Genomic DNA, 12,893 nt, shown 5'->3' on the forward strand with positions numbered 1-12,893 from the left:
CAATCAAATTACACATAAAATTCAACATAATTGACGCTTTTTTGCTAATTTAATTCAAAACTAGCAGGATAACTTGGTGACCGACATGGAAAATGTTAAATTTAAAAACTTAATTTCAAATAACGCCTATTAAATATGAGCGCTTACTATCGTCTTTTTATTGTTGGTTTGGTTTTATTAGCTCTCAATGGCTGTAAACAACCAACAAAAGAATCTACAACTCAACGTCATGGGTTTGTCTATTGTGGTCAAGATACACCCACAACACTTAATCCCCAGTTAACAGACGGTGGACTAACAGCAGAAACCCTTTCGGCACAAATTTTTGACCGTCTGCTATTACTTGATCCTGTTAGCCACAAACCGTTACCTGATTTGGCGAAAAGCTGGACCGTCAGTGACGATGGTCTAATATATACCTTTACCCTTCGCCAGGGAGTACAGTTTCAAACAACCGCATGGTTTACTCCAACTCGTACCATGAATGCGAATGATGTCGTATTTAGCTTTGATCGCGTGATTAACCCTGATAACCCTTTTCATCATATTTCAGGCGGACGCTATCCATGGTTTGAAAGTCTTGGGTTTGCCAATGATATCGAAGCGATTAAAGCCCTTAATCCTCATACGGTTCAATTTACTTTAAGACGCCCTGATAACTCATTTTTATCTAATTTAGCCACCAGCTATGCGGTTATTTATTCTGCAGAGTATGGCAAACAATTATTAAAATCAGGCCAAATAGGTAAATTAGACAGTCGCCCTATTGGCACTGGACCTTTTTATGTGGATCAGTTTATTCCAAATGATCTCATTCGATTAAAGCACCATACTCATTACTGGCAAGGCGCTGCGCCGATGGAACAAGTGGTGTTTGATATTTCATCACGTGGGATGGGCAATCTAACCAAATTATTAAGTGCTGAATGTGATGTTTTAGCCTCTCCCGTTGCAAGTCAGCTACCCGTTATTACTGATAATGACAATTATGAGCTATTGGCTCAAACAGGCATGAACGTATCATTCCTAGCATTAAATACTGATCTAAAACCCTTAAACAACCTTAAAGTTCGTGAAGCGATTAGTTATGCCATTAATAGAAATACATTATTAAATTCAGTCTATTACGGTACAGCCACTAAAGCAAAAAGCTTATTACCACCAACATCATGGGCCTACAATAATAATAGTAAAGCCATTAACTATAACCCTAAAAAAGCGAAGGCCTTACTCAAACAAGCTGGCTATGACAATGCGCAGGTGCTAACAATGTGGGTGCCTTTAGAATCACGACCTTATAACCCTAGCCCACAAAAAACAGCCGAGCTTATTCAAGCTAACCTCAAAGCCATTGGGATTAATGTGATTATTTATCATCAAGATAACGTTGGTCGTCTGGGTGTGAATGATATGAATAAATACGATATGATGCTGGCGGGTTGGATTGCAGATAACGGCGATCCTGATAACTTTTTACGGCCATTATTGTCATGTAATGCTAAACATGCAGGACTCAATGTTGCTAATTGGTGTGATGTTCAATTTGATAATTTAATTGAATTAGCATTACGTACCAATAAAACTCAACAGCGAGTTACCTATTATCAACATGCACAAGATATTCTTGATCAGCAAGTGCCTATCATTCCTCTTGCTCATGGTGTGCATTTCCAAGCGCATAACAAAACACTCGGTGGGCTGCAAATGAGTCCTTTTGGCTCACGCTCATTTTCTAGTGTCTATCGGACTGAGTAAAGTATGTTTATTTACACTATGCGTCGCTTAAATCTGTTTGTTATTACTCTACTCATTCTGACGATGGTGAGTTTTAGCATTTTAAGACTTGATACTCAATTGCAATGGGCATATGAACCCTTTTGGCAAGGCTGGTTCATTTACTTACAAAACTTAATCTCTGGTAACTTAGGTATTAGCCCTGCAGGTATTCCTATGAGTACAGAAATACTCAAAGTTTTTCCAGCCACATTAGAGTTGTGCTTTTTTGCATTTATGCTGTCTTTAGTGATTGGTATTCCTTTAGGTACCATTGCCGGTGTCCGTCGTGGCTACCCAATTGATACCATCATCACTTCGATCACATTACTGGGCTATTCGATTCCATTATTCTGGTTAGCCATGTTACTTATCCTATTATTTTCATTGCACCTTGGATGGTTACCTGTTTCTGGACGCTATAGCTTGTTATACCAATTTAATCATATAACTGGTTTTGCATTAATTGATATTTTGCTCTCCGATAAGCCTTACCGTATGGAAGCATTTTTTGATGCCATTAAACATTTAGTCTTACCAACTATTGTGCTGGCAATGGCACCAACCACTGAAGTTATTCGTTTAACACGAGCCTCAATTGCCGAAGTAATGACTAAAAACTACATTAAAGTCGCACAAACGAAAGGTTTATCAACCTTTGAGATTGTACGCCGTCACGGAATGAAAAATGCGTTACCGCCCATTATTCCTAAATTAGGTATGCAGTTTGCAGCCATGATGACTTTTGCAATGTTAACTGAATCTATTTTCAACTGGCCTGGCATTGGCCGCTGGTTACTCAATGCCATTGCCGCTCAAAACTATGTTGCCATTCAAGCAGGTGTGATTACTGTGGGTGGGTTTATTTTATTAGCCAACATTCTCTCTGATCTTGTTGGTGCCATTATTAATCCATTAGTCAGGAAGGAATGGTATGCCATCAAATAGTGTTTACCAAGAAGCCACCATCCCGACACAATGGGAGCGTTCATGGCAAAACTTTCGCGCCAATTCATTAGCTATGTTTGGCTTATGGTGTTTATTAGCACTGCTATTAATTACCATTAATGCGCGTTGGTTAGCACCCTATTCTGCGATAGAGCAAGTGGGTGAATTATTGATGCCGCCATCATGGGACAACTCTGGTCATGTCTCATTCTTTTTTGGTACTGACGATCTGGGGCGAGATATTCTGTCACGACTGTTAATCGGTAGCCAATTAACCTTTGGTTATGCTTTATTAGTTGCGATTGCATCTAGCATTATTGGACTGCTAATTGGTATTTTAGCTGGCATGAGTAATGGTCTTAAATCAAGTTTTCTTAACCATATTTTAGACACAGTTTTATCTATTCCATCACTATTACTGGCTATCATTGTTGTCGCATATATGGGGCCGGGTGAAACTCACATATTACTCGCTATTTGGCTCGCATTAATTCCACGCTTCATTCGTGCTGTGTATACCGCTGTGCACATTGAAGTCGCAAAAGATTACATTATTGCAGCGCGCCTTGATGGTGCAAATAACTTTTATTTGCTTTATAACTCGATACTACCAAACATTCTAACCACTATAACCACTGAAATGACACGGGCTATTTCTGTCGCGATTATGGATATTGCAGCACTGGGTTTCCTTGGTTTAGGTGCACAAGCGCCACAACCAGAATGGGGAGCGATGCTTGGTGATTCAATCGATCTTATTTACCTTGCGCCATGGACAGTTACTCTACCTGGACTTGCAATTATGTTTAGCGTCTTAGTTGTTAACTTAGTCGGTGATGGTATGCGCCAAGCACTTAACGCGGGAATTGATTAACATGCCATTACTCGATATACGTAACCTCACTATAGAGATTGACACGCCACAAGGGATGGTAAAAGCAGTTGATCGCATGAGCCTAACCATTAACGAAAGTGAAATTCGTGGTTTAGTGGGAGAATCAGGCTCAGGAAAAAGTTTAGTTGCTAAGGCTATCGCTGGTGTATGTAAAGATAACTGGCGGGTTAACGCTGACCGTATGCGCCTAGGTGATGTAGATTTACTCGCCTTGTCCCCTCGTCAGCGACGTAAAATTGTAAGCCGTGAAATTGCAATGATTTTTCAAGAGCCTTCAACTTGCCTTGATCCCTCAGAGCGTATTGGTGAACAGTTAGAAGAAGCAATCCCGTCATCATCATTTAACGGCCGTATTTGGCAGCGTTTTCATTGGCGCCAAAAACAAGCGATCGCACTACTGCATAAAGTCGGTATTAAAGAACATAAACGGATCATGCGTAGCTATCCTTATGAGCTAACCGATGGCGAGTGTCAAAAAGTGATGATCGCAATGGCGATTGCGAACCGTCCTCGACTGTTAATTGCAGATGAACCAACCAACGATCTTGATCCTATCACTCAAGCACAAATCTTCCGTTTACTCAGCCGTATGAACCAATTAGGTAACACCACAATTCTACTTGTTAGTCATGATCTCACGACCGTGACCCAATGGGCAGATAGAATAACCGTAATGTATTGTGGCCAATCGGTAGAATCAGGCACATCAAAACAACTGCTTGAATTACCACATCACCCTTATACTGCGGCACTGATGCGCGCAATGCCTGACTTTTCACTTGGCATTAGCCATAAGTGTAAATTAGAAACATTACCTGGTTCTATTCCCCCACTGCAGCATTTACCAATAGGCTGTCGTTTAGGGCCGCGCTGTCCTTACGCACAACGAAAATGTGTTGAAGTGCCACAGCGTCAGAAAATTAAAGGTCATAAATTTAGCTGTCATTTCCCGCTAAATATGAAGGATGACAACAAATGAGCTCATTACTTGAAGTTGTAAATCTAAAGAAAGATTACCATTATCGTTCTGGCTTATTCCGTCGCCGCACTATTGAAGCGGTAAAACCAGTTTCATTTCAGCTTAATGCCGGCGAAACAATCGCACTATTAGGTGAGAATGGCTCAGGTAAATCAACATTAGCTAAAATGCTTGCTGGCGTGATCACGCCCACAGAAGGCATTGTACGCGTTAATGGTGAGCTACTTCATCACCATGATTATCAAACTCGCTGTAAACTGATTCGAATGATTTTTCAAGATCCAAATACTGCGCTAAATCCGCGCATTCAAATTGGACGTATTCTTGAAGGCCCATTAAAACGAAATACGAATATGACCCCACAAGCACGTGAGCGACGTATTATGGATACCTTAAAACGGGTTGGTTTACTGCCAGAGCATGCTTATTTTTACCCTCAAATGCTCGCGACAGGACAAAAACAACGTGTATCTCTCGCTCGTGCATTGATATTACAACCTTGTATTATTGTCGCCGATGAAGCATTAAATGGTTTAGACATGTCAATGCGTTCACAGATGATAAATCTGCTACTTGAATTACAAGAAGAGATGGGTTTGTCTTATGTTTATGTATCGCAGCATATGGGAGTGGTGAAACATTTCAGTGACAAGGTCATGGTTATGCAAGATGGTGAAGTGGTTGAAAAAGGACGAACCGCTAACGTGTTTGATAATCCGAAGCATTCATTAACCCAAAAACTCCTTGATAGTCACTTTAGCTCACCAACCCGAGAAAAAAGTACTCGAATACTTAATAGCACCCCTAAAATTAGTTATTAGTTATAAAAATAACGCCAGTATGCTCACGTTATTAAGGTGAAAAATACTGGCGTTATCGTTTGCTTAATACATTAAATTTATACCAATGTTTTATTGATTGCGGCTAATACTGCTGCAGGATCGCTTGCCTGAGTAATAGGACGACCAATCACTAAATAATCAGATCCAGCAGCGACAGCTTCAACTGGCGTCATCACACGACGCTGATCACCCGCTTCACTTCCTACAGGACGAATGCCAGGTGTTACTAACTTAAATTGTTGCCCAAGTTTAGCTTTTAATAAACTCGCTTCTTGTGCAGAACAAACAACACCGTCAAGACCACTATTTTTAGTCAATGTCGCTAAGTTTAATACTTGTTGTTGTGGCTGACATGCAATGCCAATACCCGCTAAATCACTGGCTTCCATGCTGGTTAACACTGTAACACCAATTAACAATGGACGATCTTTACCATACGGCTCAAGGATTTCACGTGATGCCGTCATCATGCGTTCACCACCACTCGCATGCACATTTACCATCCATACACCTAATTCAGCAGCAGCTCTTACAGCTTTTGAACAGGTGTTTGGAATATCATGAAATTTTAAATCCAGAAATACAGAATGGCCCCGATCATGCAATTGACGCACGAAATCAGGGCCAAAAAAAGTAAACATTTCTTTGCCGACTTTTAAGCGACAACTTCCCGGCTCAATACGATCGACAAAAGCGAGTGCCTCATTATGATTATCATAGTCAAGGGCAACGATTACTTTAGGGTCTGTTACTTTAGCGTCTAGCATTGAGGCTCCTATTATCTCTAAATATATCCACTGAGCGGTTATCCCACCGCCGGCAGGATTTTACATCAATTGATTAAATTTGATAGCTACAACTACAAAAAAACCAGTACATTACTGCACTGGTTTTAATATGATATAAACAAACGGTGGCAATTATTCACCATCAAGTCCTCGAATTGGCTTTATTTGTCCCCAGCTTTTACAAGAAGGACATTGCCAATACAAAGCATGCGTTGCAAACCCGCATTGACGACAACGGTAACGAGGTTTTACTTTAAGCTGCTCACCAACTAAGTGACGTAAGCTGGTTAAACTTTCTTTTGCACGACCTTCTTCAGCTTCATCAAGATGGTATTCCATCAACTGATAAAAGCCTTTCATAGTTGGATTTTTTTGAAGTTGGCGTGTCATAAAAGATTGCGCCGTTACAGCACCATCGTGTTTTGCTATTTCATCAGCGAGCATGAGTTCTGCACTCGCCCCTGCTTTTTGATCAACACAATGCTGTAAATACTTAAGCCATGCGGTTTGATTATTCATCGCCTCATAGCACTCAAGTAACAGAGGCAAAGCTTCACCAACAAACTCAATATCTTGCTCTGATATCCGCTCTAATGTTTTTGCCGCTTGCTTATATTCTTGTTGTTTAACCTGAATTTTGGCAACAACAATGGATGCGCGTACACAATGTTTATCTACTGATAGTGCTTTTTTTAATAGCTGAATGGCTTTATCTTGATTTTGAGCGCTGAGCTCAAGCATCGCAAGTTCACACCAGTAATGGGCAATATCATGCTTTAATTTGGTCTTGCCTAATTTCACCAACTGAGTGGCCATTTCAATGGCTTTTTCCCACTCACGGGTTTGTTGGTAAATAGCTAATAATTGTTGTAAGGCTGGCTTACGATAGTCTGGCTCATCCAACAACTGTTCAAAAATACGTTCAGCGCGATCAAAAAAACCAGCGACCATATAATCTTTAGCTAACTGCTGTAATGATAAGTTACGTTGCTCAATCGATAAATTCGGCCTTGCTATCAAATTCTGGTGAATACGAATGGCGCGATCAACCTCTCCTCTGCTACGGAATAGATTTCCTAAAGCAAGATGAGTATCAATAGTTTCACTGTCAACCTGAAGCAATTCAATGAACAGGTCTACTGCTTTATCAGACTGATCTGATAACAGCATATTAAGACCTGTTACATACTGGCGAGATAAGTGGTCAGACTTTTCTTGCTTTTGGTTACTTGCGCTCCTGTTACCCATGTACCAACCATAAGCGGCAGCAATAGGTAAAAGTAGGAACAACAATTCAAGCATTAATTCTTATTCCTTAATAGGCTGAGCACGAAGCTGGTCAAGTTCTTGCTGCTGCTTCGCTACTTTCTTCGTTAAACGATTTTTAGCAAATCGTGCTTTTAGGTATAAAGTACCACAAATTACCCAACCAATAACAAAGCCAGCACCAAATGCTGTTCCTAATAACGTAGAAAGCTGAAATTCACCCTGAGCAACTAAATAATCAAAATTAACCATTATTTGATTTTGCGCACCAAGAGCCAGAGTGATCAAAAAGGCAGCTACTAGAACAATAATTCCTAAAATCTTCATCGTGAATCCTCTCACTAAATCTAAATTATAATTACTGATTATGCAGTAATTTTACCGATCAAACCATGATCTATAGACATAAAAAAACGGCATACAGAGTGTATGCCGTTTTTTTGTTCTATTCGCGGTTAAGCAGCTATCGATGCATTAACACGGTCACGTAATTCTTTTCCTGGCTTGAAGTGAGGAACGTACTTGCCGTCCAACTCAACTTTATCACCTGTCTTTGGATTACGGCCAACGCGAGGAGCACGGTAATGCAAAGAGAAGCTACCAAAGCCACGGATCTCAATGCGATCACCTTCTGCAAGTGTGTTCGCCATATGTTCAAGAATATCCTTGATTGCATCTTCTACCTGTTTGGCAGAAAGATGTGTTTGTTGACTACACAGTCTTTCAATTAATTCAGACTTTGTCATAAACACTCCGTTTTAGTAAGTTTCTCAATAGTATAGCCGTTTAGAGGGAAAAAGCTAAAGCGATTTCCCTCAACGCTCAATTATTCGCCTTTAGCAGCTTTGAAAGCGTCAGCCATAGCGTTACCAAACGCAGCATCGTCTGCTTTGTTTAGTGTAGCCATTGCTTCTTGCTCTTCAGCAACGTCTTTAGCACGTACAGAAAGGTTGATTACGCGGTTCTTACGGTCAACGCCAGTGAACTTAGATTCAATAGCATCGCCAACTGCAAGAATTAGAGTTGCGTCTTCAACACGGTCTACAGATGCTTCAGAAGCGCGTAGGTAACCTTCAACACCTTCAGCTAGCTCAACAGTTGCGCCTTTAGCGTCAACAGCAATAACTTTACCAGTTACTAGAGCACCTTTCTTAGTGTCAGCTACGAAGCTGTTGAATGGGTCTTCTTCGATTTGCTTAACGCCTAGAGAGATACGCTCACGCTCTGCGTCAACTGCAAGAACTACTGCAGAAATTTCGTCGCCTTTCTTGAAGTCACGAACTGCGTCTTCACCAGAAACATTCCAAGAAATGTCAGATAGGTGAACTAGACCGTCGATGCCGCCTTCAAGACCGATGAAGATACCGAAATCAGTGATTGACTTGATCTTACCAGTTACTTTGTCGCCCTTAGCTTGCATTTCTGCAAATGACTGCCATGGGTTAGCTTTACACTGCTTAAGACCTAGAGAGATACGACGACGTTCTTCGTCGATATCAAGAACCATAACTTCAACTTCGTCGCCCACGTTAACAACTTTAGATGGGTGGATGTTTTTGTTAGTCCAATCCATTTCAGAAACGTGAACAAGACCTTCAACGCCTTCTTCGATTTCAACGAAGCAGCCGTAGTCAGTAAGGTTAGTTACGCGACCAGTAAGCTTAGTGCTTTCTGGGTAACGCTTAGCGATTGCAACCCATGGATCTTCGCCAAGTTGCTTAAGACCTAGTGATACGCGAGTACGCTCACGGTCGAACTTAAGAACTTTAACGTTGATTTCATCGCCAACATTAACGATTTCAGAAGGGTGCTTAACACGCTTCCAAGCCATGTCAGTGATGTGTAGAAGACCGTCAACACCGCCAAGATCAACGAATGCGCCGTAGTCAGTAAGGTTCTTAACGATACCTTTAACTTCCATGCCTTCTTGTAGAGAAGCAAGTAGCTCATCACGCTCAACACTGTTCTCAGACTCGATAACAGCACGACGTGAAACAACAACGTTGTTGCGCTTCTGGTCAAGCTTAATTACTTTGAACTCAAGTTCTTTGTTTTCTAGGTGAGCAGTGTCACGAACTGGACGTACGTCTACTAGAGAACCTGGTAGGAACGCACGGATGCCGTTAAGTTCAACTGTGAAGCCGCCCTTAACTTTACCGTTGATGATACCAACAACTGTTTCAGCATCTTCATAAGCTTTTTCAAGCTGGATCCAAGCTTCGTGACGCTTAGCTTTCTCACGAGAAAGCTTAGTTTCACCAAAACCATCTTCGATCGCGTCAAGAGCAACGTCAACCTGAGCGCCAACTTCGATTTCTAGTTCGCCAGCAGCGTTCTTGAATTCTTCAGCAGGAATAGATGACTCAGATTTTAGACCAGCGTCAACTAGTACGTAACCGTTTTCGATAGCGATTACAGTACCTTTAACGATTGCACCTGGGCGAGTTTCAACTTGGTTTAGCGACTCTTCAAAGAGTTGAGCAAAAGATTCAGTCATTTAATTAATCTTCAATATGATAAACAACCATGGGTATCCTACCGCATGGGGTTGATAATAAAGTCAGTTATCATCCGTGACACCGACGTTATTTAGCCGCTTACGCGACTAAATATGGATTCGTTTATTTTAGCTTAACATCAACATATGCCAAGACTTTTTCAAGCACTTGTTCAATTGACATCTCAGTTGAGTCAAGCACTAAAGCGTCATCAGCAGGGCGTAAAGGCGCTACAGCACGATTGCGATCGCGGTAGTCTCGCTCCTGAATTTCGCTTAAAAGGCTGCTAAAACTAACATCTAAGCCTTTTTTTTGCAACTGATTCATACGACGAGTTGCACGTTCTTCAGCACTGGCATCTAAGAAGATCTTCACTTCCGCGGATGTGAATACAACTGTACCCATATCACGCCCGTCGGCAACCAAACCCGGTTGCTCATTAAATGCACGCTGACGGCGTAATAATGCTTCACGCACGCGTGGTAATGCTGCAACTTTTGATGCTGCATTGCCTACTTTTTCAGTACGAAGTGTATCAGAAACATCTTCACCTTCAAGAATAACTCGAACCAATTCACCTTCAGCAACAAACTGAACATCAAGATGTGCAGCGAGAGGGACTAAAGCATCTTCAGATTCAGTATCTACGCCATGATGAAGTGCTGCAAGTGCAAGAACACGGTAAATAGCACCGGAATCAAGCAGATTCCAGCCAAGCTTTTCTGCTAACAGCATACATAGTGTGCCTTTACCTGCACCACTAGGCCCATCAACAGTAATGACTGGAGCATGAGTAGACATAAGTTTTCTCCGAATAGGTGTCCGTAATAGCAGCAACTTAACCTTAATTAAGGTTAGCCATCAAACGGTGGCACATTATACGGAAAAAAATCTAAGATTTATAGGGTTATTCCCTTTTCTATCATACCTTTTTACACTAATTAAAAACTCTGAGTAATCCTATAAGGCAACTATAGATGTAAACTTAGAAATCAATAATTAATCATTCAACGCTACACACTTAAACCTTGAAGTCTAGTGAAGTAATCAGGGAATGTTTTTGAGGTACATTTAGGGTCATTAATAGTGACAGCTGTATCACTTAATGCCACCAGCGAAAAACACATTGCCATGCGATGATCATCATAAGTATCAATTTCAGCATGTTTTAATTGTGCTGGCGGAGTGATCACAATGTAATCCTCGCCCTCTTCCACTTCTGCACCCACTTTACGTAATTCTGTTGCCATAGCAGCAAGACGGTCGGTCTCTTTTACACGCCAATTATACACATTGCGAATTGACGTTGTTCCTTTAGCAAACAAGGCTGTGGTTGCAATAGTCATTGCAGCATCAGGAATATGATTAAAATCCATATCAATTGCTTTTAATTCACCACAACGCGCAATGACATAATCATCACCCCATTCAATATTCGCCCCCATTTTGGCAAGTGCATCTGCAAATTGAATGTCACCTTGAATACTGTTTTTACCAATACCGGTTACTTTTATCGCGCCACCTTTAATCGCAGCTGCCGCTAAAAAATAAGATGCCGATGATGCATCACCTTCAACCAAAAACTCACCTGGTGATTGATATTGTTGAGCCCCTTTCACCACAAATTGTTGGTAATCACGATTCTCAACTAGAACACCAAACTGCGCCATAATATGCAATGTAATATCAATGTAAGGCTTTGAAACCAAATCACCTTTAATATTAATCACGGTATCTGCCTGAGCCAAAGGCGCTGCCATCAAAAATGCCGTGAGAAATTGACTTGAGATAGAACCATCAATTTCAACTTCACCACCAGATAACCCAGTACCTACAATTTTCAGTGGTGGATAATGGTCATTTTCTAAATATTCAACACTAGCGCCAGCACTGCGTAATGCATCAACAAGATGGCCAATCGGACGTTCTTTCATTCTTGGCTCACCCGTCAGCGTATACTCTCCCGCACCTAAACACAGTGCGGCAGCCAATGGGCGCATCGCTGTTCCGGCATTACCTAAATATAATTCAAGCGGCTGTATCGCGGTAAAAGCATGACCTAAACCGTCAACTTCACATTCGGTCTTATCTGCCGACAAACGATAATTTACACCAAGTTGCTGTAATCCATTCAGCATATGACGAATATCATCACTGTCTAACAAATTGGTTAAACGTGTTGTTCCCTGTGCTAAAGCGGCTAATAACAGTGCGCGGTTTGAAACACTTTTAGAGCCAGGGAGATTGACTTCACCATTTACTTTTGCAATCGGCTGTAAGGTTAAACTTTCCATTGATTATTCTTCCAATCCTAATTTTTTCTTGTCTAGCAGAGTACCCAATAATGTCACAGTTATCTAGCGGCAGTTTTTTTAAATTTTATCGCCACTATTGAACATTATGCCAGTATCTACACCACAATTACGGTAAAGTGCTTGTATATAGCAACAATAATCTTGAGGTCATAATGAGTGCAATAACCCCCATGGTTGGAATTGGCGTTATTATCGTTAATCAACATGGTCAAATCTTAATTGGCAAACGTAAAAATAGTCATGCACCTTATTACTCTATACCTGGTGGACATATGGAACTAGGTGAGACCTTTAGTCAATGCGCTATTCGTGAAGTGGAGGAAGAAACAGGGCTCACCATCTATCAACCACAAGTGATTGCTGTAACCAATAATCTTGCTACCTATTCAGAATCAGGCAAGCACTATATCAGCGTCGCCTTACTTACTACTGAGTTCAGCGGTGAATTAACATTAAAAGAACCAGATAAATGTGAAGGATGGCAATGGGTAAATCCAACTCAAGTCCCTTCGCCACAATTTGATGCCAGTGAGCAGTCAATTCGATGTTACTTAGAACAACGGTTTTGCATCAACGAGTAGTCACTATA

The 12,893-nt window shown here is 41.1% G+C and carries 13 protein-coding genes; 6 read left to right on the top strand and 7 right to left on the bottom strand.

What is annotated here, in order from left to right; translation table 11 throughout:
• Positions 1–135: 135 nt before the first annotated feature.
• From sapA to CZ809_RS07040, 5 genes are read left to right on the top strand one after another with little or no spacing between them, the layout of a single operon-like run.
• Positions 136–1,755 carry an ABC transporter substrate-binding protein SapA gene (gene sapA / locus CZ809_RS07020; protein ID WP_080156717.1) on the top strand — a complete coding sequence of 540 codons (1,620 nt, stop codon included), beginning with the start codon at positions 136–138 and terminating at the stop codon, positions 1,753–1,755.
• Positions 1,756–1,758: 3 nt separating this feature from the next.
• Positions 1,759–2,721: an ABC transporter permease gene (locus tag CZ809_RS07025; RefSeq protein ID WP_080156718.1), complete on the top strand. Its 963-nt coding sequence runs from the start codon at positions 1,759–1,761 to the stop codon at positions 2,719–2,721.
• The gene (gene sapC, locus CZ809_RS07030) at positions 2,708–3,595 is read left to right on the top strand and encodes a putrescine export ABC transporter permease SapC (protein ID WP_080156719.1); all 888 of its coding nucleotides are present in this window, start codon (positions 2,708–2,710) and stop codon (positions 3,593–3,595) included. The genes CZ809_RS07025 and sapC overlap by 14 nt, the downstream gene beginning before the upstream one ends.
• Position 3,596: 1 nt before the next feature.
• Positions 3,597–4,595 (top strand): peptide ABC transporter ATP-binding protein, encoded by a 999-nt coding sequence (locus CZ809_RS07035; RefSeq protein WP_080156720.1) that lies wholly within the window; start codon positions 3,597–3,599, stop codon positions 4,593–4,595.
• Positions 4,592–5,416, top strand: a complete 825-nt coding sequence (locus tag CZ809_RS07040; protein ID WP_080156721.1) for a peptide ABC transporter ATP-binding protein — start codon at positions 4,592–4,594, stop codon at positions 5,414–5,416. The genes CZ809_RS07035 and CZ809_RS07040 overlap by 4 nt, the downstream gene beginning before the upstream one ends.
• Positions 5,417–5,493: 77 nt before the next feature.
• Here the strand turns inward: CZ809_RS07040 and pyrF are convergent, their stop codons facing one another.
• The 7 genes from pyrF to aroA form a co-directional block, all read right to left on the bottom strand.
• The gene (gene pyrF / locus CZ809_RS07045) at positions 5,494–6,204 is read right to left on the bottom strand and encodes an orotidine-5'-phosphate decarboxylase (RefSeq protein WP_080156722.1); all 711 of its coding nucleotides are present in this window, start codon (positions 6,202–6,204) and stop codon (positions 5,494–5,496) included.
• A 153-nt stretch (positions 6,205–6,357) separates the two neighbouring features.
• Positions 6,358–7,527, bottom strand: coding sequence for a lipopolysaccharide assembly protein LapB (lapB, locus tag CZ809_RS07050; protein WP_080156723.1), 1,170 nt, complete (start codon positions 7,525–7,527; stop codon positions 6,358–6,360).
• A 6-nt stretch (positions 7,528–7,533) separates the two neighbouring features.
• Complete coding sequence (locus tag CZ809_RS07055; RefSeq protein ID WP_080156724.1) at positions 7,534–7,818, bottom strand: LapA family protein; 285 nt, start codon at positions 7,816–7,818, stop codon at positions 7,534–7,536.
• Between the two features lie 128 nt (positions 7,819–7,946).
• Complete coding sequence (gene ihfB, locus CZ809_RS07060; protein ID WP_036795301.1) at positions 7,947–8,237, bottom strand: integration host factor subunit beta; 291 nt, start codon at positions 8,235–8,237, stop codon at positions 7,947–7,949.
• Positions 8,238–8,317: 80 nt separating this feature from the next.
• Entirely contained in the window at positions 8,318–9,988 is a 1,671-nt protein-coding gene (gene rpsA, locus CZ809_RS07065) for a 30S ribosomal protein S1 (protein ID WP_080156725.1), read from the bottom strand.
• 124 nt (positions 9,989–10,112) lie between these two features.
• Complete coding sequence (gene cmk / locus CZ809_RS07070; protein WP_080156726.1) at positions 10,113–10,790, bottom strand: (d)CMP kinase; 678 nt, start codon at positions 10,788–10,790, stop codon at positions 10,113–10,115.
• A gap of 212 nt (positions 10,791–11,002) precedes the next feature.
• Entirely contained in the window at positions 11,003–12,283 is a 1,281-nt protein-coding gene (gene aroA, locus CZ809_RS07075; protein WP_080156727.1) for a 3-phosphoshikimate 1-carboxyvinyltransferase, read from the bottom strand.
• Positions 12,284–12,456: 173 nt separating this feature from the next.
• On the opposite strand from aroA, the gene CZ809_RS07080 reads away from it, so the two are divergent.
• Complete coding sequence (locus CZ809_RS07080) at positions 12,457–12,885, top strand: nucleotide triphosphate diphosphatase NUDT15 (RefSeq protein ID WP_080156728.1); 429 nt, start codon at positions 12,457–12,459, stop codon at positions 12,883–12,885.
• Positions 12,886–12,893: the final 8 nt, after the last annotated feature.

Origin of the sequence: Photobacterium piscicola (assembly GCF_900166965.1) — a bacterium.
GTDB classification, from domain to species: domain Bacteria; phylum Pseudomonadota; class Gammaproteobacteria; order Enterobacterales; family Vibrionaceae; genus Photobacterium; species Photobacterium piscicola.

Excerpts from the sequence above, each read along its gene's own strand:
- sapA (WP_080156717.1), top strand. The coding sequence starts at position 136 with ATGAGCGCTTACTATCGTCTTTTTATTGTTGGTTTGGTTTTATTAGCT.
- CZ809_RS07025 (WP_080156718.1), top strand. The coding sequence starts at position 1,759 with ATGTTTATTTACACTATGCGTCGCTTAAATCTGTTTGTTATTACTCTA.
- sapC (WP_080156719.1), top strand. The coding sequence starts at position 2,708 with ATGCCATCAAATAGTGTTTACCAAGAAGCCACCATCCCGACACAATGG.
- CZ809_RS07035 (WP_080156720.1), top strand. The coding sequence starts at position 3,597 with ATGCCATTACTCGATATACGTAACCTCACTATAGAGATTGACACGCCA.
- CZ809_RS07040 (WP_080156721.1), top strand. The coding sequence starts at position 4,592 with ATGAGCTCATTACTTGAAGTTGTAAATCTAAAGAAAGATTACCATTAT.
- pyrF (WP_080156722.1), bottom strand. The coding sequence starts at position 6,204 with ATGCTAGACGCTAAAGTAACAGACCCTAAAGTAATCGTTGCCCTTGAC.
- lapB (WP_080156723.1), bottom strand. The coding sequence starts at position 7,527 with ATGCTTGAATTGTTGTTCCTACTTTTACCTATTGCTGCCGCTTATGGT.
- CZ809_RS07055 (WP_080156724.1), bottom strand. The coding sequence starts at position 7,818 with ATGAAGATTTTAGGAATTATTGTTCTAGTAGCTGCCTTTTTGATCACT.
- ihfB (WP_036795301.1), bottom strand. The coding sequence starts at position 8,237 with ATGACAAAGTCTGAATTAATTGAAAGACTGTGTAGTCAACAAACACAT.
- rpsA (WP_080156725.1), bottom strand. The coding sequence starts at position 9,988 with ATGACTGAATCTTTTGCTCAACTCTTTGAAGAGTCGCTAAACCAAGTT.
- cmk (WP_080156726.1), bottom strand. The coding sequence starts at position 10,790 with ATGTCTACTCATGCTCCAGTCATTACTGTTGATGGGCCTAGTGGTGCA.
- aroA (WP_080156727.1), bottom strand. The coding sequence starts at position 12,283 with ATGGAAAGTTTAACCTTACAGCCGATTGCAAAAGTAAATGGTGAAGTC.
- CZ809_RS07080 (WP_080156728.1), top strand. The coding sequence starts at position 12,457 with ATGAGTGCAATAACCCCCATGGTTGGAATTGGCGTTATTATCGTTAAT.